The sequence below is a fragment of the Mesorhizobium caraganae genome, from assembly GCF_016836705.1.
GTDB lineage: Bacteria > Pseudomonadota > Alphaproteobacteria > Rhizobiales > Rhizobiaceae > Mesorhizobium > Mesorhizobium caraganae.
In genome coordinates this window covers 189,272-209,601 of record NZ_JAFCGY010000005.1, presented here as the reverse complement: position 1 = coordinate 209,601, position 20,330 = coordinate 189,272, and the positions used below count along the sequence as shown (strand labels likewise).

Below are 20,330 nucleotides of genomic sequence, written 5' to 3'. Positions count from 1 at the left end.
TGCACAGGCAAGGCGGCAGGGCCGGCCGTGCTTGACTTCGCCCCCGGCCACCTGTCGAGTGAGGCGGAGGCTTTGCGGGGGCAACGTCGGGACATGACATCGAGCAATGAACAGCCGGCCAGCGGGACCGTGGCCGGAGGCGTGCAAGGCAGTGGCGTGCCGGGCGGGCTGCCGCCGCCCGGGCGTTCCGACCTGTCCTTCATCCCGGTGGTCTGGCTCCTCTTCGTCATCTATGGGCTGGTCTCGGCCTGGTGGCTGGTCGGCAGTTCCGGTCTGCCGGACACGGTCTTCTATTTCGTCCTTGGCGCGCTGGCCTTCGACATCATCACTATCCTGTGGGGGCTTTATCTGCTCGGCCTCGCCTTCGGCCGTTCGGCACACTTCCCGCGCCATTTCACCTTCTGGCAGATCGCCATCATCGTCTTTCTGCTGGCAAGGCAGGCCTATGTGCTGGCCGTGCCCGAATTCGTCTTCTCCGCCAGAAGTCTGGCCATCACCGCAGCCGAAATCGGCATCGGCCTGTTCTGCATCTACCTGCTGCGCCGCGATGCCGGACCTGCGGCTGCCTATACCGCGCGGCAAGCGCAAGCGCCGTCAGTCTTCGCCTCGATTGCCGCAGCCCTGCTCGGCATCATCCTCGGCGCGGTCGTCGGCGCCGTTGCCGGCTTCGGGCTGGGTGCTGCCATCGCCGAAGTCACCGACATCAGCTGTTTCGAGGGCGGCTGCGGCTATTTTGCCGTGTTCATCGGCCTTGCCGGGCTGGTGGTCGGCGCGATTGCCGGCGGTATCCTCGGCGTCTGGCTTGTTCATCGGCGCAGCCGAAAGGCGGCGATATAGGCAGACGGGGGGCTTCAAATTCGCGTAGGCCGATTGCGCGCCGGGCCTACGCATTCTATTCCTCGTCTTGACCGGAAGGTCCTCGGGAGGAGCTTGAGGACCGGAGGAAGATTTCGATGTTGCGTTTTCTGTTTCGCCTTGCGGCTATGGTCGCACTTTCGGTTGCCGTCATCATGGCGGTGCTCGACGCGACGCGCTCGGTGGCGGCCTCCGCGCTGGTCATGACGCCGCTCAATTCGAGCTGGCTGGCGGTGTCGCCCGACACCCGCGCGGCTTTCGAGACCTTCGTGCGCGCCAAGGCTAGCCCGATAGTATGGGATGCCGGCATCGCCTGGGTGCTTGCCCAGCCCGGCTTTGCCGTGTTCGCGGTGCTTGCCTTCCTCCTCCACGCGATCGGCTACCGGCGCCGGCGGCGAGGCGGAGAATTCGCCCCGGGCTGACAGGTTTTCCCGGTGGGCAGGCGACGACAAGGCGGCAACCGTCCACGGTTGTCACCGCCTTGGGCATGCTTTTCCAAAAGGTCAAAATTCCGCGTGAATTTTGTTTCGGGCCGTGCCAGATTGCCTGGAGCGGGAGGGGAGTACGCTCCTGGCTGATGTCGAATGCCTGCCGGAGAACCGGGCAGGTCGGCGGCGCGTAACGGAAAAAATAACCGACAGGGTGTGGATCACATGAAACGTATCGTTCTCGGCCTCCTGGCCGCAACCGCAATGGTTCTTCCGGCTTTCGCCGCGGATGTCCAGCCGGCCATCCTCTACGATCTCGGCGGCAAGTTCGACAAATCCTTCAATGAGGCTGCCTATCACGGCGCCGAAAAGTTCAAGACGGAAACCGGCACCGCCTATGTCGAGTTCGAAGTGTCCAACGCCTCACAGCGCGAGCAGGCGCTGCGCCGCTTCGCCGAGGACGGCCGCAATCCGATCGTCATGGCAGGCTTTGCCTGGGAGGATGCGCTGAAGGTGGTCGCGAAGGAATATCCGGACCTTAACTTCGCCATCATCGACGATGCCGTCGACCTGCCCAATGTCCGCTCGCTTGTCTTCAAGGAGAACGAAGGCTCCTATCTCGTCGGCATCTTGGCGGCGATGGCCTCGAAGACGAAGAAGGTCTCCTTCATCGGCGGCATGGACATTCCGCTGATCCGCAAGTTCGAATGCGGCTATGTCGGCGGCGCCAAGTCAGCCGGTGCTACCGACGTCATCCAGAACATGACCGGTGACACGCCGGCGGCGTGGAACGATCCGGCCAAGGGCGGCGAGATCGCCAAGACGCAGATCGACCAGGGCTCCGACGTGGTCTATGCCGCGGCCGGCGGCACCGGCGTCGGCGTGCTGCAGGCGGCGGCGGATGCCGGCAAGCTCGGCATCGGCGTCGATTCCAACCAGAACGGCCTGCAGCCCGGCAAGGTGCTGACCTCGATGCTGAAGCGCGTCGACGTGGCTGTCTACACCGCCTTCATGGACGGCAAGAACGGCACCTTCAAAGGCGGCCTGCAAAACCTCGGCCTCAAGGAAGGCGGCGTCGACTACGCCATGGACGACAACAACAAGGCGCTGGTCACCGACGAGATGAAGGCGGCGGTCGAAAAGGCCAAGGCCGACATCATCGCCGGCAAGATCGAGGTGCATGACTACACCGCCGACAACGCCTGCCCGTATTGATAGGCAAGGACTAAGGTTCGGAACCGCCGGGTGAAAGCCCGGCGGTTTTGTTTTGGGGCAGGGCTGATCGCGTAGGGTAGCGCCTTATGCGACTTGCTCCGCCGTTCAAGGCAGAAGCGCACTTCCTGCCGACAACAAGCCCAAGAGATAACCCAGCGCAAACACCACGATCAGCGCGATGGCGATGACGGCGCCGCGCCGGCCGCCGAGCGAATGCACACCCACGCCATACGGGCGGCGCTCCAGCTTGCTGATCACCGGCGCCGGCTTAACCTCGTCGTGGCCGACCACACGCATTTGCGGCATTTCGGCGATGCGTTGCGAGATCAGCCGCCAGCGGTCGCTGCCACCCGACGGCGGCCCCGTGCGGTCGAAGACATGCATACGCTCGGCCAGCCGCATCACCGTGTCGCGGAAGGCGGGATCGATCTCCAGGTCGCGCTCGGCGCGTTCCCGGTCGCGGTCGTTCATCAGGCCAAGCACATAGTCGCCGGCACGCGCAACGGGATCGCTCTCACTGGCCATCGGCTTCTCCTTGCTACCAGTGCGGTGGTTTGGTTATCGGCACATCCGGCGCCGACTGTTCCTCAAGCGCCATGAAGCGCTCGGTCAGGGCATCGAGCTTGCGCTGCATGCGCTCGATCACCTGCCACTGCTCGGCGATTTGGCCGGACAGTTCTTCAATGGTCTTTTCCTGCTCGGTGGTGCGGATTTCCAGCGTCGTCAGCCGGTCGGCAGGCATTGTCATTCGAAATTCCCCAGGTCTCGGTGCACGCAGTTACAAAGTGATGCGACTATTGAGCCTTGTATATTAGTGAATGTGAAGGTCTCCGGCCACGTTCGAAATTGACAATCGTACCGGGATTTGTCGAGAGTGGTCGCTGCGCCGCCAATTGGCACAGACGGGGCATCATGCTAGGCGTTTTGACCAAGCGATAAAAAAATAAGAGTGGGACAGGCTGCATGGCGCAAGCCGCAATCGAACTGATCGGCATCAACAAGAGTTTTGGCGCCGTGCGCGCCAATCGCGACATCAATCTGGAGATCGCGCGCGGCACCATCCACGGCATTGTCGGCGAGAACGGCGCCGGCAAGTCGACGCTGATGTCGATCCTCTACGGCTTCTACCAGGCCGACAGCGGCGAAATCCGCGTCGGCGGCAAGCCGGCGTCGATCAAGACCTCCAATGACGCCATCGCGCTCGGCATCGGCATGGTGCACCAGCACTTCATGCTGGTCGACAATTTCACGGTGCTGGAAAACATCATCCTCGGCGCCGAAAGCGATGCGCTGTTGAAAAAGAGCATCGCCAAGGCGCGCTCCGAACTGGAGCGCCTCGAGCGCGAATACGGGCTGGAAGTCGATCCCGATGCCATCATCGAGGAACTGCCGGTCGGCCTGCAGCAGCGCGTCGAAATCCTCAAGGCGCTTTATCGAGGCGCCGAAATCCTGATCCTCGACGAGCCGACGGGCGTCTTGACGCCGGCCGAGGCCGACCACCTCTTTCGCATCCTCAAGCAATTGAAGGAACAGGGAAAGACGGTGGTGCTGATCACCCACAAGCTGCGCGAGATCATGGCCATCACCGACAATGTCTCGGTCATGCGCCAGGGCACGATGGTGGCGACGCGCGAAACAGCCAAGACGACGGTGGGCGAACTGGCCGAACTGATGGTCGGGCGGCGCGTGCTGCTGCGGGTCGAAAAGGGCGAAGCGGAAGCCGGCGCCGTCAAGCTCGCGGTCAAGAACCTGACGGTGAAGGATTCCCGCGACGTCACCATGGTCGACGACATCTCCTTCGATATCAAAGCCGGCGAGATTGTCGGCATTGCCGGTGTCGCCGGCAACGGCCAGTCCGAACTGCTGGAGGCGATTTCCGGCATCAGGCGCGCCGTTTCCGGCTCGGTCATGCTCGACGGCAAGCCGATCGATCTGACCGGGGCAGCCGATCCCGGCGAGCTGCGCGACCGCGGCCTCGCTCATGTGCCGGAAGACCGCCATCATGTTGGGCTGGTGCTGGCCTTCGAGGAGAACGAGAATTCGATCCTCGGCTATCATGACGACCCGCGCTATCTCAAAGGGCCGTTCCTCAACATCGATGCGATCATGGCCGACGCCAAGGACAAGATCGAGAAATACGACATTCGTCCCGGCAACCCACGCCTGAAGACGGCGAATTTCTCCGGCGGCAACCAGCAGAAGATCGTGCTGGCGCGGGAAATGGAACAAGACCCGGGTGTTCTCATCGTCGGCCAGCCGACGCGCGGGGTCGATGTCGGCGCCATCGAATTCATCCACAAGCGGCTGATCGCCATGCGCGACCAGGGCAAGGCAGTGCTGGTGGTGTCGGTGGAACTCGACGAGATCCGTTCGCTGTCCGACCGCATCCTGGTGATGTTTGCCGGCCGCATCGTCGGCGAACGCGGGCCCGAGGCGACCGAGGGCGAGCTTGGCCTCTTGATGGCGGGTGTCGAGCGCCAGGAGGCTGCAGAATGAGCACGCCTTATGCCAAATTGCCCGCCTGGGCCGATTATGGGCTGATCCCGCTGATCAATCTGTCGGTGGCCTTCATCGTTGCCGGTTTCGTCGTCATGCTGGTCGGCGAGAACCCGTTCCGCGCCGCTGTCATCCTGGTCGAAGGCGCCTTCGGCAAGGGAACCGGCATAGCCTTCACGCTGTTTTACGCCACCACCTTCATCTTCACCGGCCTGTCGGTGGCGGTGGCCGCGCATTGCGGCCTGTTCAACATCGGCACCGAGGGCCAGGCCTATATTGCCGGCCTCGGCGTCGGCGTGGTCTGTCTCGCCTTCGACAGTGTGTTGCCGTGGTGGCTGACCTTCCCGTTGGCGATCGCCGCCGGGGCCGCGGTCGGCGCGCTGTGGGCGCTGATCCCGGCCTATCTGCAGGCCAAGCGCGGTTCGCACATCGTCATCACCACCATCATGTTCAATTTCATCGCTGCCTCGATCATGGTCTATCTCCTGGTCGGGCCGTTGAAGCCGGCTGCCTCGCAGGCGCCGCAGACACGCAACTTCCTCGCCGGCGCAGAACTGCCCAAGCTCAACTGGATCATCGAACTGTTCGGCGCCAAGATCCGCTCGGCGCCCTTCAACATCTGCTTCCTGCTGGCGCTGGTGATGGCCTTCCTGGTCTGGCTGCTGATCTGGCGCACCAAGCTCGGTTACGAGATGCGCACCTATGGCCACAGCCCGAAGGCGGCGCGCTATGCCGGCATTTCGGAGACGCGCATCATCCTCATCGCGATGATGATCTCGGGCGCGTTGGCCGGCATGATGACGCTGAACCCGGTGATGGGCGACCAGCACAATGTGGCGATCGATTTCGTCTCCGGCGCCGGTTTCGTCGGCATCGCCGTGGCGCTGATGGGCCGCCTGCATCCGGTCGGCATCGTGCTGGCGGCGATCCTGTTCGGCATGCTCTATCAGGGTGGCGCCGAACTCGCCTTCGAAATGCCGGCGATTTCCCGCGACATGATCGTCATCATCCAGGGTCTCGTCATCCTGTTTGCCGGTGCGCTGGAGCACATGTTCCGGCCCTATGTCCAGGCGCTGTTCGCCTCGTTCAGTCCAAGGTCAGTCGGCATTGAAGCGGTCAAAGGGAAGGGCGCCTGAGATGGATGTGTTCATCGCCATCGTGCAGATACTCGACTCGACCATACGCTTGTCGGTGCCGCTGCTGCTCGCCTGCCTCGCCGGCCTCTATTCGGAACGCGCAGGCGTTTTCGACATCGGGCTGGAAGGCAAGATGCTGGTCGGCGCCTTCGCCGGTGCGGCCGCAGCTTCGGTCTTCCATTCGGCCTTCCTCGGTCTCGGCATGGCGATCGTCATGTCGGTCGCCTTCGCCCTGGTGCACGGCTTCGCCTCGATCACCCACCGCGGCAATCAGATCGTCTCCGGTGTGGCAATCAACTTCGTCGCCGCCGGGTCGACCATCATTCTGGGCCAGGCCTGGTTCCAGCAGGGCGGGCGAACGCCGGCGCTGCAGCCGGGCGAGCGCTTCGAGGCCATCACTCTGCCTGGCGCGGCCGCCATCCACGACGTGCCGATCATCGGACCGATCTATTCCGAGCTTCTGTCCGGGCACTCGATCCTGGTCTATCTCGCTTTCGCCATGGTGCCGTTCACCTGGTGGGTGCTGTTTCGTACCCGCTTCGGCCTCAGGCTGCGCGCGGTCGGCGAGAACCCGGCCGCCGTCGACACCGCCGGCATCTCGGTCGCCTGGCTGCGCTACCGGGCGCTGATCTGCACCGGTATCCTCACCGGCATTGCCGGCGCCTATCTGTCGATGGTGCAGAATGGCGGCTTCGTGAAGGATATGACCGCGGGCAAGGGCTATATCGCGCTGGCGGCGCTGATCTTTGCCAAATGGCGGCCGGTCAACGCCATGTTCGCCTGCCTTCTGTTCGGCTTCCTCGACGCGGCGGCGATCCGCCTGCAGGGCTCGCCGCTGCCGCTCATCGGCAAGGTGCCGGTCCAGTTCATGCAGGCGCTGCCCTATGTGCTGACCGTGATCCTGCTGGCCGGCTTCATCGGCAAGGCGATCCCGCCACGCGCCGGCGGCGTGCCCTATGTCAAGGAACGTTGATCCGGGCAGGCTAGTCTGGGAGGGCTGAGCCGAACACGCGGCTCGGTGCTTGAAAGGCGCGAGGAAAACGCAAAGCGCCGGGTTTTGACCATGATCGTCGGAGAGAACACCTGAATGTCGCATGATCTGTTCGAAGCCGCGCAAGAGGCCATGGCCAAGGCCTACGCGCCCTATTCGAAATTTCCGGTGGGTGCGGCGTTGCGCACCGAGGACGGCCGTGTCTTCACCGGCGCCAACATCGAGGTGGCATCCTATCCGGAAGGCTGGTGCGCCGAGACAACCGCGCTCGGCCATTACATCATGGGCGGCGGCGGCAAGATCGTGGAGATCGCCGTCATTGCCTCGCGCATGGCGAAGTGCTCGCCCTGCGGCGGCTGCCGGCAGAGGCTGGCGGAATTCTGCCGGCCGGACACGAAACTCTACCTCTGCGACAATGGCGGCGTGGTCGAGACCGTGACCATGGGGGAGATGCTGCCCTACGGATTTCGCGGTGACATTTTGAAATGAGAGTGCTGACATGAAGGAAGCTCTGGACCACCTCGTCGAAAGGCTGGACGGGCTGGCGCCTACCACCGCCATGGTGCTGGGGTCGGGCCTTGGCGGGCTTGTCGACCAGGTCGAGAATGCCGTGCGCGTTTCCTATGCCGACCTGCCGGGTTTCCCCCGCAGCGGCGTTACCGGCCATGCCGGCGAGGTGGTGGCGGGGCTGTTTGCCGGCACGCCGGTGCTGATGCTGTCGGGCCGCGCCCACTATTACGAGCACGGCGTTGCCGCGGCGATGCGGCCGGCGCTGGAGGTGCTCGCCGGCATCGGCATCACCAAGCTGATCCTGACCAACGCCGCCGGTTCGGTCGATCCCGATATGCCGCCAGGATCGGTGATGCTGATCACCGACCATATCAATTTCTCCGGTTCCAACCCGCTGATCGGCGAGCCGAGCGACCGCCGCTTCGTCGGCCTGACCGAGGCCTATGACGTCGGCCTGCGTGCGGCGATCGAACGCGCCGCCAAGGCCACCGGGACCCGGCTGCATCAAGGCGTCTATATGTGGTTTTCCGGCCCCTGCTTCGAGACGCCGGCCGAAATCCGCATGGCCCGTATCATGGGCGCCAATGCGGTGGGCATGTCGACCGTGCCGGAGGTCATCCTCGCCCGCTTCCTCGGCCTGCGCGTTGCCGCCTGTTCGGTGATCACCAACCTCGCCGCCGGGATGACCGGGGCGGAGCTGTCGCACCAGGAAACCAAGGACATGGCGCCGATCGGCGGCGCGCGGCTGGCGACGATCCTCGCGCATGTGTTCCAGGACGGTCTGCCGGAGCCGAAGGGCGACGGCGCCTGATGCTTCCGCAGGAAATCATCCGCCGCAAGCGCGACGGCCAGAAACTATCGGCGCAGGAGATAGCGGCCTTCGTTGCCGGCGTGACCTCGGGCAGTGTGTCGGACGGCCAGGTCGGCGCCTTTGCCATGGCGGTGTTCTTCAACGGCATGAGTCGCGACGAAGCGGTGGCGTTGACATTGTCGATGCGCGATTCCGGCGACGTGCTCGACTGGTCGGACCTGCCGGGTCCGGTCACCGACAAGCATTCGACCGGCGGCGTCGGTGACAATGTCTCGCTGATGCTGGCGCCGATCGTCGCCGCCTGCGGCGCCTATGTGCCGATGATCTCAGGCCGCGGCCTCGGCCACACCGGCGGTACGCTGGACAAGATGGACGCCATCCCCGGCTATATCAGCCAGCCGGATGTGGGGCGCTTCCGCAAGACGGTGCTCGAGACCGGCTGCGCCATCATCGGCCAGACCGCTGATCTCGTGCCCGCCGACCGCCGGCTCTACGCGATCCGCGATGTGACGGGGACGGTGGAATCGGTGCCGCTGATCACCGCCTCGATCCTGTCGAAGAAGCTGGCGGCCGGCCTGCAATCGCTGGTGCTCGACGTCAAGGTCGGTAACGGCGCCTTCATGGAGAAGTCGCGCGATGCGACCGCACTGGCCAACAGCCTGGTCGAGGTCGCCAACGGCGCCGGCCTGAAGGCCTCGGCGCTGGTCACCGGCATGAACGAGCCGCTCGCGTCGGCGGCCGGCAATGCGGTCGAGGTGCGCAACGCCGTCGACTTCCTTACCGGGCGGTTCCGCGACAAGCGGCTGGAGGATGTGACGCTGGCGCTGGCCGCAGAGATGCTGCAGTCGACGGGACTGGTGTCATCCCAGCAAGATGGTCTCAGGCGCGCCGCCGAAACGCTGGCCGGCGGCCGCGCGGCGGCCATTTTCGCGCGCATGGTGGCCGCCCTTGGCGGCCCCGCCGATTTCGTCGAGAAGCCGGAAAAATATCTGCCGAAGGCCGCAGTGGAGTTTGCGGTCAAGGTAACCGAAAACGGCTTTGTCACGGGGATTGCCACCCGCGACATCGGCCTTGCCGTGGTCGGGCTCGGCGGCGGGCGGACGCGGCCGGACGACCGGATCGATCATGCGGTCGGCATCACCAGGCTGCTGCCGATCGGCGCCGAGGTGCGATCCGGCGATGCGCTGGCGCTGGTCCATGCCCGCACGGATGCCGAAGCCGCGGCCGCCGCGGCCGCTGTGCTTTCGGCCTACACGATCGGGGCTTCCAAGCCGGCCGCCGACAAGACCGTCATTCGCCGGGTGCTGGCGCGCGGTTAAAGCGAGTCGGATTGAAACGATCGTTAGGGGTTCATTCAACATCGTCGGTTCGCGCCGCCCCTCATCCGCCTGCCGGCACCTTCTTCCCGTATAGTGACGGGGAGAAGGGAACTGTCCGCGACCCTGGCGGCTCTCTTGCACTGCTGGCGATTGGCGAAATCTTTAGGTGACGGCTTTTTTCTCCCCGTCACTATACGGGGAGAAATGTCCGGCAGGACAATGAGGGGCGGCGCTGCGTCTGATTGAACTGAACTCGGTTCGACGCGACGTGCATTTGTTACCCGAACCCGTGGCAGCCTACTGCACGAGCAGCAAGGTGCCGTTTTCGACCTGGTATTTTGCCAGCCGCTGCAAAAAGCTCATGCCGATCAGGTTGGTGTGCAGCGCCCTGTCGTCGAGCACCACCGCCTGGATGTTGTCGACGCTGATCTTGCCGATCTGCAGGCGGTCGATGTTGACCACGGCTGCCCTGATCGCGCCGTTGGCTGTGTTGACTTGATGGCTGAAATCCGACGGGTTGAGCGAGATGCCGATGCGGCGCGCCGTCGAGGTGTTGATGGCGACCAGTGTGGCGCCGGTGTCGATCATGCCGTCGACCTGGCGGCCGTTGAGCTTGAAGGCGGAGGTGAAATGGCCGCGCTCGTCAGCCGCCACCAGCACCTTGCGGCCGGTGGGCAACGGTGTCGCCGGTTTGTCGGGAACCGAGGCGAGGTTCAACTCGGGCTGCGGTTGCGCCGCCGGCTTGCTGGCGACGGTCGACTTCAGCAGGCCATCGAGCATTTGCGGGTTCGACTGGTAGACGATCGGGATCGACGCCGATGTTTCGGCGAAAACGCCCAAAATGAGAAGCTTGCGCAGCATGAATGGACCTTCGTGAAGGCCCATTCTTGTCCGCACATGGTGTTTGCCGCTTTAACGCCGACCCGAAACCGCCGCTTTGCGTAAACGGGCGGTAAACGGTGGAATGTCAGCTGGCTTTGCCAGCCGCCGTCATTTGGTCCCGTACATGCGGTCGCCGGCATCGCCGAGGCCGGGCATAATGTAGCCCTTCTCGTTGAGCTGGCGGTCGATTGAGGCGGTGAACACCGGAACATCCGGATGCGCCTTGGTGAAGCGCTCGATGCCTTCGGGTGCAGCCAAAAGGCAAAGGAAGCGGATGTTGGTGGCGCCGCGGCCTTTCAGCTTGTCGATGGCAGCGATCGCCGAATTGGCGGTCGCCAGCATCGGGTCGACGACGATCACCAGCCGGTCGGCGAGATCGCTCGGGGCCTTGAAGAAATACTCCACCGCCTCCAGCGTCTCGTGGTCGCGGTAGAGGCCGATATGGGCGACACGCGCCGCCGGCACCAGGTCGAGCAGGCCTTCGAGCAAGCCGTTGCCGGCGCGCAGCACCGAGGCGAAGACCAGCTTCTTGCCCTCCAGCGTCGGCGCCTCCATGGTCTCGATCGGCGTCTCGATGGTGGTCGTCGTCAGTTCGAGGTTGCGGGTGACCTCGTAGCCGAGCAGCAGCGAGATCTCGCGCAGCAGCCGCCGGAAGCCGGCTGTCGACGTCTCCTTCTTGCGCATGATGGTCAGCTTGTGCTGGACAAGCGGGTGGTCGACGACGGTGACGCCCTGCATGGGTTACTCCTGAAATTTTCGCTGCTTGCAACAACCCTAGCGACAATGCGCCGGCCAAGGAACCGCCTGGCGGCGCCGGCCACAGCTTTGTCGCGGGAAATCAGCGCGCGACGGCGTTCAGCCGCGCAAGAAGCGCCGTCTTGGTCTTCCTGTCGACGAAAGCGGCTTCGATCGCCGTGCGGGTTACGGCGGCCAGTGCTTTTTCGGTCATGGCGAAATGTTCGGCGGCGATGTCGTATTCGCGTTTCAGCGAGGTCCAGAAATAGGGCGGGTCGTCGGAGTTCAGCGTCACCTTGCAGCCGGCTGCCTGCAGGGCGGTGAAGGGATGGTCGGCGAAAGTCTCGTAGACCTTGAGCGCGATGTTGGAGCCGGGGCAGCATTCGAGCACGATGCCCTCGTCGGCGATGCGCCGTACCAGGTCGGGGTTCTCGATGGCGCGCACGCCATGGCCAATGCGCGAGGGGCGGATGTGGTCGAGGGCTGCCTGCACCGTCTCCCATCCGGTCAGTTCGCCGGCGTGGATGGTGATGCCGAGGCCGGCTTCGCGGGCGATCTCGAAAGCCCTGACATAATCCTCCATCTCGCCTATCCGCTCGTCGCCGGCGACGCCGAAGCCGGTGACCAACGGGTTGCCGCAGCGCGCGGCGAAGCGCGCCGCCTGCTCGATCGATTCGACGCCGACATGACGCACGCCGGTGACGATCATGCGGCCCTCAATGCCGGTCTTGGCTTTGGCGCGCAGCATGCCTTCGCCGAGCGCGTCGGTGTAGGTCTTGGGTGACAGGCCGGCCCTGACGGCATGGTCGGGCGAGGTGAAGACTTCAGAATAGATGGCGCCGTCGCGGGCAAGGCTGGTCAGATAATGGTCGGCGAGGCGCGCATAATCCTCCTCGGTGCGGAACAAATCGGAGGAAAAATCGTAAGCCGCGAGGAAGGAGCTGAAATCGTGCCAGACGAAGGAACCGTTCTGGATATAGGGCGAGGTGTCCTTGCCGTATTTCTGCGCCTGGCGAATGACGAGCTCGGGCGGCGCCGCCCCTTCAATATGGCAGTGCAGTTCTGCTTTCAAAGGCATTCAAATATCCCGTCGGTCAGTCCAGGTCTTGAAAACCCGCCACCTGGAAGCGCGGCTGAACACCGCGCCTTAAACAATAGCGCCCGCACCATCGATCGGCTATGGTCCCGCCGGTTTTATGACGGATCAAAATAATGTCAGTTGAGAGAACCACGGCCGCGGGCGGCATGGAAACCTCCTATGGTTTCAAGAGCGTAGGACCAGGCGACAAGCAGCCTCTGGTCAACGAGGTTTTCCACAAGGTGGCGAACCGCTACGACCTGATGAACGACCTGATGTCGGCCGGACTGCACCGGCTGTGGAAGGACGCCATGGTGACATGGCTCAATCCGCCGAAACGTCCGGGCTGGAAAGTGCTCGACGTGGCCGGCGGCACCGGCGACATCGCCTTACGCATCGTCGACGCCAGCCAAGGCAATGCGCATGCCACGGTGCTCGACATCAATGGCTCGATGCTCAGCGTCGGCCGCGACCGGGCCGAGAAGAAGGGGCTCTCCGGAAGCACCGATTTCGTCGAGGCCAATGCCGAAGAACTGCCTTTTGCAGACGCTACCTTCGACGCCTACACCATCGCTTTCGGCATCCGCAACGTGCCGCGCATCGATGTCGCGCTCAGCGAGGCATTCCGCGTGCTGAAGCCCGGCGGGCGGTTCCTGTGCCTGGAATTTTCCGAGGTCGAGATGCCGCTGCTCGACAAGGTCTACGAAGCCTGGTCGTTCAACGCCATTCCGCAGATCGGCAAGATGGTGACCGGCGACGGCGAGCCCTATTCCTATCTGGTCGAATCGATCCGCAAATTTCCCAACCAGCAGAACTTTGCTTCGATGATCACCCGGGCCGGCTTCGAGCGGGTATCGTTCCGCAACTATTCCGGCGGAATTGCCGCGCTGCATTCGGGCTGGAAGCTTTGAGGCAGGACAGTTTGCAGCGGGCCAATTTGCAGCAGGTCAATTTGCAGCAGGTTTGGGCATGAGCAGCGTCGGCGCCGCCTTTCGGCTCGCACGGGCCGGCTGGGTGCTGGTCCGCGAGGGCGTGATCGCAGCACTTCCGGGCGACGAGCTCAGCGGCCTGCCGAAATTCGGCTGGGGCATGGCGCGGCTGTTTACCCGCCGTCGCGCGCTTGCCTATGAGCGCAGCGACCGGCTGGCCAAGGCGGTGGTCCGGCTTGGGCCCTCTTACGTCAAGCTAGGCCAGTTCCTGGCGACGCGGCCCGATGTCGTCGGCAACGACATGGCGCTCGACCTCGCCATGCTGCAGGACAAGATGCACACCTTCCCGCAGGCGGAAGCTGTGGCGGCTATCGAGGGCTCGCTCGGGCGCAAGATCGGCGAGCTCTATACCGAGTTCGGCGATCCCGTCGCGGCGGCCTCCATCGCCCAGGTTCATCCTGCGCAAGCCATCCATGATGGCGTTGATACCAAGGTGGCGGTGAAAGTGATCCGGCCGGGCGTGCGGCGCCGCTTCTTCCAGGATCTCGAAAGCTATTTCCTCGCCGCCCGCCTGCAGGAGAAATACATCCCGTCATCGCGCCGGCTGCGGCCGGTCGAGGTGACCGAGACGCTGGCGCAGACCACCAAGGTCGAGATGGATCTTCGGCTCGAGGCGGCCGCGCTTTCCGAGCTCGGCGAAAACACCAAGGATGATCCCGGTTTTCGCGTGCCGTCGGTCGACTGGGAACGCACCGGCCGCGACGTGCTGACCATGGAGTGGGTCGACGGCGTCAAAATGAACGACGTGGCTGGTCTCGTGGCGGTCGGTCACGATCTCAAGGCGATCGCCACCAACCTGATCCAGTCGTTCCTGCGCCACACGTTGCGCGACGGCTTCTTCCATGCCGACATGCATCCGGGCAATCTGTTCGTCGAGGCGAACGGCGATATCGTCGCCGTCGATCTCGGCATTGCCGGGCGACTCGGCAAGAAGGAGCGCCGCTTCCTCGCCGAAATCCTCTACGGCTTCATCACCCGCGACTATCTGCGCGTGGCCGAAGTCCATTTCGAGGCCGGCTATGTGCCGCGCCAGCACAATGTCGCGGCCTTCGCCCAGGCGATCCGCGCCATTGGCGAGCCGATCCATGGCCAGCCGGCCGAGACCATCTCGATGGCCAAGCTTCTGACGCTGCTGTTCGAGGTCACCGAGCTGTTCGACATGGCGACGCGGCCGGAACTGATCCTGCTGCAGAAGACCATGGTGGTGGTCGAAGGTGTGGCGCGCACGCTCGATCCGGCCTTCAACATGTGGAAGACGTCCGAGCCGGTGGTCGGCCAGTGGATCGCCGGCAATCTTGGCCCGAGCGGACTTTTGATGGATGCGCGCGACAGCGCCAAGGCGCTGCTGGCGCTGGCGCGCCAAGCACCCGACCTCGCCGCCCGCACCGAGCGGCTGTCGCGGGAGATCGATTTGATGGCCGAGCACGGGCTGCGTTTCGACGAGGCGACATCGCGCGCCATCGGCAAGGCCGAAGCCCGCTACACCCGCTCAGGCCGGCTGGCGCTGTGGGTGATCGCGCTGACGCTGGTCTATATTGCCTGGAAGCTGCTCTAGCCGTCTGCCGGGAACGGCTTGTCTCAAAATGATTGCATTGCTATCGTTGCATCCGGCGATTTCGAGCAGGGTGCAATCATATGGCCAGCATCACCATTCGCAACCTTGACGACGAGGTCAAGGATCTGCTGCGCCGGCTTGCGGCGGAGAACGATCGCTCAATGGAAGAGCAGGCGCGGGTGATGATCCGCGCCGCGGTCGAGGGACAGCTTGGCCCCTCCGGCCGCATCGATCGGATCGAAGAGACGCTGCGCGAACTGGCAAGCGCACGCAGCCCGATAGCGCCGACTGCCGCCGCGGCCAGCAAGGTCATGTTGCGTGGCAGCCTCTCCGGCAAGCATATCCTGCTCATCATCGGCGGCGGCATTGCCGCCTACAAGGCGCTCGACCTGATCCGCCGGCTGCGCGAGCGCGGTGCAGCGGTGCGCGTGGTGATGACATCGGCCGCGCAGGAGTTCGTCACCACGCTTTCGGTCGGCGCGCTTTCGGCCGACCATGTCTTTACCGAATTGTTAGATCGCAATGACGAGCACGATGTCGGCCATATCAGGCTGTCGCGCGAGGCCGACCTTTTGGTGGTGGCGCCGGCCACCGCCGACCTGATGGCCAAGCTCGCCAACGGCCATGCCAACGACCTCGCCTCCACCGTGCTGCTCGCCACCGACAAGAAGGTTTTGCTCGCGCCGGCGATGAACCCGAAAATGTGGTCACATGCCGCGACGCGCCGCAACCGTGCGACGTTGGCCAAGGACGGCATCGCCTTCGTCGGGCCTGCCAAGGGTGAGATGGCCGAAAGCAACGAGGCCGGCGAGGGCCGCATGGCTGAGCCGCTGGAGATCGTGGCAGTGATCGAAGCGATGCTCGACAGCAAGCCGAAGCCGCTCGCCGGCCGCCGGATCATCGTCACCTCGGGGCCGACGCATGAGCCGATCGACCCGGTGCGCTACATCGCCAACCGCTCGTCCGGCAAGCAGGGCCATGCCATTGCGGCAGCGCTGGCGAGGCTTGGCGCCGACGTGCGCCTGGTCTCCGGCCCGGTCAGCATCGCCGACCCGGCCGGCGTTGCGACGACGCATGTCGAGACAGCAAGCGAGATGAAAGCAGCGGTCGAGCAGCTGCTGCCGGCGGACGCCGCTGTGTTCGTGGCGGCGGTCGCCGACTGGCGTACCGCCGGTACGGCTGGCGAGAAGATCAAGAAGGTGGCAGGTGAGGGGCCGCCGGCGCTGCAGATGGTCGAAAACCCCGACATTCTTGCCGGCGTTGGTCATCACAAGCAGCGTCCGGGCCTGGTCGTCGGCTTCGCAGCCGAGACGCAGGACCTGATTGCCAATGCCGAGGCCAAGCTGAAGAAGAAGGGCGCCGATTTCATCGTCGCCAACGACGTTTCGCACGAAAGCGGCGTCGGTCCCACCGGCGTCATGGGCGGCGATCGCAACAAGGTGCGCATTGTCTCCAAATCCGGCGTCGAGGAATGGCCGGAAATGGGCAAGGACGAGGTGGCGACGCGGCTCGCGGCGCTGATCGCCGAACGGCTGAAGACCATCGTGGTCTGAGCGGCCGCTCCGGCCGCCGATACTCACTCGGCGGCGACGCCGGGAGCGCTCGCTGCAAGCCCGGCTTTAATCGACTCCGCGATGATCCGCAGGCCGAGATCCAGTTCCTGCTCGGAGATGGTCAGCGGCGGGGCGATGCGGAAGACGCCGCCCATGCCGGGAAGCTTGACGATGTTCATGCTGAGACCGCGCCGGAACGCCTCCGCCGCGATCGTGGCGCCGAGCTGATGATCGGGCTGCTTGCCGTCCTTGACGATCTCGACGCCGAGCAGAAGGCCACGCCCGCGCACGTCGCCGACGCATTCATAGCGCTGCTTGAGGCGCGACAGCCCGTCGAACAATCGTCCGCCCATATGCCGGGCGCGGTCGACCAGCCGCTCTTCCTCCACCACATCGAGCACGGCGAGGCCGACGGCCGCCGGCAGCGGGTCGGAGACATGCGTGGTGTAGAACAGGAAGCCTTTCTCGTGCGCGGCGTCTTCGATGTCGGCTGTCGTCATCACGGCCGACAGCGGCAGGCCGGCGCCGATGGTCTTGGACAGGGTAAGAATATCTGGGGTGACGCCGTCCCTCTGGAAAGCGAACATGTCGCCGGTGCGGCCAATGCCGGTCTGCGCCTCATCCAGGATAAGCAGCATGCCGCGCTCGCTGCATTTTTGCTTGAGCGCCGCGAGGTAGCCTAGTGGCAGTTCCAATATGCCGCCGCTCGACAGGATCGGCTCGGCGACGAACGCCGCCAGGCTTCCCGTCGACTGGCTGTCGACGAGGTCGAAGGCGTCGTCGAGTTCGGTGCGCCAGTCGAGCGAACCGTCGGCATTCCTGAATCGCGGCCGGAAGGTGTTAGGGGCGGGGATGACCAGCGATCCGAGCGTGGCCGGTCCGTAACCCTTGCGGCCGGCGCTGTAGGTCGCCGAGGCCGCGGCCCCGGTCATGCCGTGCCAGCTCTTGGAGAAGGCGACGACCTCGTGCTTGCCGGTCACCAGCTTGGCCATGCGGATCGCCGCTTCGTTCGATTCCGCACCCGTCGAAAGCAGCATGACCCGGTCGAGTCCTGGCGCCAGTGCCGCAAGGCGTTCGGCAAGCTCGACCACCGGTCGCGACAGCATGCCGCTGAACAGGTGTGCTACCTCCGCGACCTGGCGGGTCACAGTCGACACGATCCTGGGATGGGAATGGCCGAGCAGCGCGCTCATCTGACCGGAGGTGAAGTCGAGGATCGGCCTGTCGTCCGCATCGTAGACGAAGGAGCCAACAGCGCGCTCGATGATGGCGGGCTCGAAGCTGCCGCCATAGCGTATCAAATGCTTCTGCGCCGCCGCCCAGAATTCGCGATCCGCGTTTTTCGACATGCCGCTGCTCCATCAAACCGACCAGAGGAAAAAATAGCCGATGGCAGGGATACAGTAAAATTGATAGTAAGCGGATTCCGATATCACTGGAATTGATATGCAGGCTCCACTCGATCTCAAGCTGCTGACGACCTTCGTGCGTGCGGCGCATTCGGGAACGCTGAGCGCGGTGGCCATACAGGTCGGGCGCACCCAGTCGGCCGTGACCATGCAGATACAACGGCTCGAGGAGGCACTGGGCCAAAACCTGTTTCATCGCAGCGGCGTGCGGCTCACCGGCAGCGGCGAGCGGTTCCTCGCCTATGCCGAGCGCATTCTCAAAATCCATGATGAAGCGATCTCGGCGCTGTCCGACAGGGGCCTGCACGGCTCGATCATTTTCGGCAGCCCCGAGGATTATCTGAGCGCCTTCTTTCCCGCCCTCCTGAAGAGTTTCGGCACGATGTATCCCGATGTCGAGATCAAGGTGGTCTCAGCGCCGACCGTCGAATTGCGGACGCTGCTCAACGCACGCCAGATCGACCTGGCACTGGTTTCGAATGCGCATGATGCACAAGGCGTCGTGCGCACGGAACGGCTGGTCTGGGTCGGCAGCAAGCCGACCTTGGATCTCTATGAGTTCGGCGACACCGTGCCGCTGGCGCTGTCGGCGTCGAACGCTGTCGACCACAGAGCGGCGTGCGAGGCCATGGCCCGCGCCGGGCTGCGCTACAAAATCGCCTACGCCAGCAACAGCCTTGCCGGGTTGATCGCGGTGGCGCGGTCGGGTCTCGCCATCAGCGTGATGGCACAGGAGGCGGTGCCATCCGACCTGCATATTCTGCCGCTGCCTCCACTGCCGCGCCTTGGCATTCTGATTGCCTTTGCCGACACCGAGCGGTCGCCTGCGGTGGAGGCGTTTGCCAATCACATCCGCAGCGTTCTTCCGTCGCTTTGACAGGCTGGCCGGTCGGGAGGCGACCGGCCAGTTCCCGGCCGTGGCCTCAGCCTGCCGCCAATTGCGGCCGGCTTGCCGTCAAAGCCATCCTCAACGCCGCCAGGCAGCCGACAATGCCGAGCGGCACGAAGGCGAGGAACAGCCAGCCCGCGACGCTGGCCGCCGCATCGCGGTTCAGCCCTGCGGAGAAGCCGCTGGCATTGGCAATGATGCCGGCAACGGCAGCGCCGACGGCGTAGCCGATGCGCTGCATGGTCGGCACGGCGGCCGAGGCAATCGTCTGCTCGCCATCGCGAGCCGAGGCGACGATGATCCGCGTCAGGAACGGCCAAGTGACGCCGAAGCCGCCGCCTTGCAGCAGGGCGCAGACCAGGATCAGCGGGATCGACCCCCACGGGATCGAGTAAGCGAAACCGGCGAGGCCGGATGCAATCATCAGCGCGCCGATGACGATGATCTGCCGTTCGCGCTCCAGCGGCGCATTGGCGACGGCAATCGACAGGATCGACCAGGCGATCGATTCGGCGGCGATGATGTAGCCGGTGGTTAGGATCGGGATGCCGTGTAGCGTGGTCAGCAGCAGTGGCCCGTAGATCGAGAAGGAGACCGTAGCCACCGAAAAGGCAGCGACCACGGTCATGCCGCTGCCGACCGGCGAGCGCCACGAAAACAGCTGTGAGGGGAACAGCCGCGAGCGCGGCTTCATGGCGTCGACGAATACGAACAGCGCCAGGCCGGCGAGGCCGAGGATGAGCAGCAGCGAGGAGCGCAGCAGGGCGACGTCGACGCCGGCGGTGGCGATCAGCACGACAGCGATGGCGAGACAGCCAAGTGCTGCATAGGGGAAGGGTGGCGAGGTGCCGGCGGCGGCTAGCGGCTTTGTCGCTTCCGGCGTGTTCAGCACGATGAAACTCGCCAGCGCCATGGCGATGCCGCCGAGCACGAAGACGCCGAAGGCCCAGCGCCAGGATAAGAGCTCGACCATGATGGCGCCGAGCATCGGGCCGCTGAAGGCGGCAACGCCCCAGATCGCCGACATGATGCCGAACAGCTGCGGCCAAATCCTGCGGTCGAACAGCCGCTCGACCGAGACGAAGGCCAGCGACACCAGCGCGCCGCCGCCGAGACCCTCGACCAGGCGGCCGGCGAGAAACACCGGCATGGACGGTGCGGTGGCGCAGATCAGCGCGCCGGCGGCATAGAGCAAAGCCGCGACCGTGACGTTGGAACGCAGCGCGACATAGCTGACCATGCGCCCCGCGGCAGCACCGGCGACGATGGCGCCCAGTTCGTAGACCGCCAGCGACCAGCCGACGAACTGAACGCCGGCGAGGTCGCCGACCATGGCCGGCATGACGGTTGCCACCATCGTCTCGTTGGTGGCGTGCAGCAGGATGCCGAGGCTGATGAAGCAGAAGCGCGCGAGGTCGCCGCTTGCCCACAATGCCCGCCAGTCGACTTTGTTGCTGGTGATTTCAGTCATTCTTTTAA

20 protein-coding genes are annotated in these 20,330 nt (G+C 64.5%); 13 read left to right on the top strand and 7 right to left on the bottom strand.

Going from position 1 to position 20,330, the window contains the following annotated elements; all coding sequences use genetic code 11:
• Positions 1 to 93 precede the first annotated feature (93 nt).
• From JQK88_RS14245 to JQK88_RS14235, 3 genes are all read left to right on the top strand, one after another.
• On the top strand, positions 94 to 837 hold the full coding sequence (locus JQK88_RS14245; RefSeq protein WP_246749828.1) for a hypothetical protein: 744 nt from the start codon (positions 94 to 96) through the stop codon (positions 835 to 837).
• Positions 838 to 953: 116 nt separating this feature from the next.
• Positions 954 to 1,277: a hypothetical protein gene (locus tag JQK88_RS14240; RefSeq protein WP_203278627.1), complete on the top strand. Its 324-nt coding sequence runs from the start codon at positions 954 to 956 to the stop codon at positions 1,275 to 1,277.
• 231 nt (positions 1,278 to 1,508) lie between these two features.
• On the top strand, positions 1,509 to 2,498 hold the full coding sequence (locus JQK88_RS14235) for a BMP family lipoprotein (RefSeq protein WP_203278626.1): 990 nt from the start codon (positions 1,509 to 1,511) through the stop codon (positions 2,496 to 2,498).
• A gap of 105 nt (positions 2,499 to 2,603) precedes the next feature.
• On the opposite strand, the gene JQK88_RS14230 is transcribed toward JQK88_RS14235, so the two are convergent.
• Both JQK88_RS14230 and JQK88_RS14225 read right to left on the bottom strand, forming a co-directional pair.
• The gene (locus tag JQK88_RS14230) at positions 2,604 to 3,023 is read right to left on the bottom strand and encodes a hypothetical protein (protein ID WP_203278625.1); all 420 of its coding nucleotides are present in this window, start codon (positions 3,021 to 3,023) and stop codon (positions 2,604 to 2,606) included.
• Positions 3,024 to 3,036: 13 nt separating this feature from the next.
• Positions 3,037 to 3,246 carry a SlyX family protein gene (locus tag JQK88_RS14225; RefSeq protein WP_192259064.1) on the bottom strand — a complete coding sequence of 70 codons (210 nt, stop codon included), beginning with the start codon at positions 3,244 to 3,246 and terminating at the stop codon, positions 3,037 to 3,039.
• Between the two features lie 215 nt (positions 3,247 to 3,461).
• Between JQK88_RS14225 and JQK88_RS14220 the strand changes: the two genes are divergently transcribed.
• From JQK88_RS14220 to deoA, 6 genes are all read left to right on the top strand, one after another.
• Positions 3,462 to 4,994 (top strand): ABC transporter ATP-binding protein, encoded by a 1,533-nt coding sequence (locus tag JQK88_RS14220; protein ID WP_203278624.1) that lies wholly within the window; start codon positions 3,462 to 3,464, stop codon positions 4,992 to 4,994.
• Positions 4,991 to 6,130, top strand: coding sequence for an ABC transporter permease (locus tag JQK88_RS14215; protein ID WP_112559200.1), 1,140 nt, complete (start codon positions 4,991 to 4,993; stop codon positions 6,128 to 6,130). The genes JQK88_RS14220 and JQK88_RS14215 overlap by 4 nt, the downstream gene beginning before the upstream one ends.
• A 1-nt stretch (position 6,131) precedes the next feature.
• Positions 6,132 to 7,103, top strand: a complete 972-nt coding sequence (locus JQK88_RS14210) for an ABC transporter permease (protein ID WP_023671125.1) — start codon at positions 6,132 to 6,134, stop codon at positions 7,101 to 7,103.
• Between the two features lie 114 nt (positions 7,104 to 7,217).
• Positions 7,218 to 7,610 carry a cytidine deaminase gene (gene cdd, locus JQK88_RS14205; protein WP_192259063.1) on the top strand — a complete coding sequence of 131 codons (393 nt, stop codon included), beginning with the start codon at positions 7,218 to 7,220 and terminating at the stop codon, positions 7,608 to 7,610.
• A gap of 10 nt (positions 7,611 to 7,620) precedes the next feature.
• On the top strand, positions 7,621 to 8,442 hold the full coding sequence (locus JQK88_RS14200; RefSeq protein WP_203278623.1) for a purine-nucleoside phosphorylase: 822 nt from the start codon (positions 7,621 to 7,623) through the stop codon (positions 8,440 to 8,442).
• Positions 8,442 to 9,761 (top strand): thymidine phosphorylase, encoded by a 1,320-nt coding sequence (gene deoA / locus JQK88_RS14195; protein ID WP_203278622.1) that lies wholly within the window; start codon positions 8,442 to 8,444, stop codon positions 9,759 to 9,761. The genes JQK88_RS14200 and deoA overlap by 1 nt, the downstream gene beginning before the upstream one ends.
• Before the next feature lie 297 nt (positions 9,762 to 10,058).
• Here the strand turns inward: deoA and JQK88_RS14190 are convergent, their stop codons facing one another.
• From JQK88_RS14190 to JQK88_RS14180, 3 genes are all read right to left on the bottom strand, one after another.
• Complete coding sequence (locus tag JQK88_RS14190; protein ID WP_203278621.1) at positions 10,059 to 10,622, bottom strand: TIGR02281 family clan AA aspartic protease; 564 nt, start codon at positions 10,620 to 10,622, stop codon at positions 10,059 to 10,061.
• A 129-nt stretch (positions 10,623 to 10,751) separates the two neighbouring features.
• Entirely contained in the window at positions 10,752 to 11,381 is a 630-nt protein-coding gene (gene upp / locus JQK88_RS14185; protein WP_095084682.1) for a uracil phosphoribosyltransferase, read from the bottom strand.
• A 100-nt stretch (positions 11,382 to 11,481) separates the two neighbouring features.
• Positions 11,482 to 12,456: an adenosine deaminase gene (locus tag JQK88_RS14180; protein ID WP_192259059.1), complete on the bottom strand. Its 975-nt coding sequence runs from the start codon at positions 12,454 to 12,456 to the stop codon at positions 11,482 to 11,484.
• Between the two features lie 134 nt (positions 12,457 to 12,590).
• On the opposite strand from JQK88_RS14180, the gene ubiE reads away from it, so the two are divergent.
• From ubiE to coaBC, 3 genes are all read left to right on the top strand, one after another.
• Positions 12,591 to 13,367, top strand: coding sequence for a bifunctional demethylmenaquinone methyltransferase/2-methoxy-6-polyprenyl-1,4-benzoquinol methylase UbiE (gene ubiE, locus JQK88_RS14175; protein ID WP_203278620.1), 777 nt, complete (start codon positions 12,591 to 12,593; stop codon positions 13,365 to 13,367).
• Between the two features lie 58 nt (positions 13,368 to 13,425).
• Positions 13,426 to 15,000 (top strand): 2-polyprenylphenol 6-hydroxylase, encoded by a 1,575-nt coding sequence (gene ubiB, locus JQK88_RS14170; RefSeq protein WP_203278619.1) that lies wholly within the window; start codon positions 13,426 to 13,428, stop codon positions 14,998 to 15,000.
• 80 nt (positions 15,001 to 15,080) lie between these two features.
• On the top strand, positions 15,081 to 16,553 hold the full coding sequence (gene coaBC, locus JQK88_RS14165; RefSeq protein WP_203278618.1) for a bifunctional phosphopantothenoylcysteine decarboxylase/phosphopantothenate--cysteine ligase CoaBC: 1,473 nt from the start codon (positions 15,081 to 15,083) through the stop codon (positions 16,551 to 16,553).
• Between the two features lie 23 nt (positions 16,554 to 16,576).
• On the opposite strand, the gene JQK88_RS14160 is transcribed toward coaBC, so the two are convergent.
• On the bottom strand, positions 16,577 to 17,902 hold the full coding sequence (locus JQK88_RS14160; RefSeq protein ID WP_203278617.1) for an aspartate aminotransferase family protein: 1,326 nt from the start codon (positions 17,900 to 17,902) through the stop codon (positions 16,577 to 16,579).
• 97 nt (positions 17,903 to 17,999) lie between these two features.
• On the opposite strand from JQK88_RS14160, the gene JQK88_RS14155 reads away from it, so the two are divergent.
• Entirely contained in the window at positions 18,000 to 18,839 is an 840-nt protein-coding gene (locus JQK88_RS14155; protein WP_203278616.1) for a LysR family transcriptional regulator, read from the top strand.
• A gap of 46 nt (positions 18,840 to 18,885) precedes the next feature.
• Here JQK88_RS14155 and JQK88_RS14150 read toward each other — a convergent pair whose 3' ends face one another.
• On the bottom strand, positions 18,886 to 20,322 hold the full coding sequence (locus JQK88_RS14150; protein WP_203278615.1) for an MFS transporter: 1,437 nt from the start codon (positions 20,320 to 20,322) through the stop codon (positions 18,886 to 18,888).
• Positions 20,323 to 20,330: the final 8 nt, after the last annotated feature.

Coding starts and splice junctions, on each gene's coding strand:
- JQK88_RS14245 (WP_246749828.1), top strand. CDS start 94: ATGACATCGAGCAATGAACAGCCGGCCAGCGGGACCGTGGCCGGAGGC.
- JQK88_RS14160 (WP_203278617.1), bottom strand. CDS start 17,902: ATGTCGAAAAACGCGGATCGCGAATTCTGGGCGGCGGCGCAGAAGCAT.
- JQK88_RS14150 (WP_203278615.1), bottom strand. CDS start 20,322: ATGACTGAAATCACCAGCAACAAAGTCGACTGGCGGGCATTGTGGGCA.
- JQK88_RS14220 (WP_203278624.1), top strand. CDS start 3,462: ATGGCGCAAGCCGCAATCGAACTGATCGGCATCAACAAGAGTTTTGGC.
- JQK88_RS14180 (WP_192259059.1), bottom strand. CDS start 12,456: ATGCCTTTGAAAGCAGAACTGCACTGCCATATTGAAGGGGCGGCGCCG.
- coaBC (WP_203278618.1), top strand. CDS start 15,081: ATGGCCAGCATCACCATTCGCAACCTTGACGACGAGGTCAAGGATCTG.
- deoA (WP_203278622.1), top strand. CDS start 8,442: ATGCTTCCGCAGGAAATCATCCGCCGCAAGCGCGACGGCCAGAAACTA.
- cdd (WP_192259063.1), top strand. CDS start 7,218: ATGTCGCATGATCTGTTCGAAGCCGCGCAAGAGGCCATGGCCAAGGCC.
- JQK88_RS14225 (WP_192259064.1), bottom strand. CDS start 3,246: ATGACAATGCCTGCCGACCGGCTGACGACGCTGGAAATCCGCACCACC.
- JQK88_RS14210 (WP_023671125.1), top strand. CDS start 6,132: ATGGATGTGTTCATCGCCATCGTGCAGATACTCGACTCGACCATACGC.
- JQK88_RS14240 (WP_203278627.1), top strand. CDS start 954: ATGTTGCGTTTTCTGTTTCGCCTTGCGGCTATGGTCGCACTTTCGGTT.
- upp (WP_095084682.1), bottom strand. CDS start 11,381: ATGCAGGGCGTCACCGTCGTCGACCACCCGCTTGTCCAGCACAAGCTG.
- ubiE (WP_203278620.1), top strand. CDS start 12,591: ATGTCAGTTGAGAGAACCACGGCCGCGGGCGGCATGGAAACCTCCTAT.
- JQK88_RS14155 (WP_203278616.1), top strand. CDS start 18,000: ATGCAGGCTCCACTCGATCTCAAGCTGCTGACGACCTTCGTGCGTGCG.
- JQK88_RS14190 (WP_203278621.1), bottom strand. CDS start 10,622: ATGCTGCGCAAGCTTCTCATTTTGGGCGTTTTCGCCGAAACATCGGCG.
- ubiB (WP_203278619.1), top strand. CDS start 13,426: ATGAGCAGCGTCGGCGCCGCCTTTCGGCTCGCACGGGCCGGCTGGGTG.
- JQK88_RS14235 (WP_203278626.1), top strand. CDS start 1,509: ATGAAACGTATCGTTCTCGGCCTCCTGGCCGCAACCGCAATGGTTCTT.
- JQK88_RS14200 (WP_203278623.1), top strand. CDS start 7,621: ATGAAGGAAGCTCTGGACCACCTCGTCGAAAGGCTGGACGGGCTGGCG.
- JQK88_RS14215 (WP_112559200.1), top strand. CDS start 4,991: ATGAGCACGCCTTATGCCAAATTGCCCGCCTGGGCCGATTATGGGCTG.
- JQK88_RS14230 (WP_203278625.1), bottom strand. CDS start 3,023: ATGGCCAGTGAGAGCGATCCCGTTGCGCGTGCCGGCGACTATGTGCTT.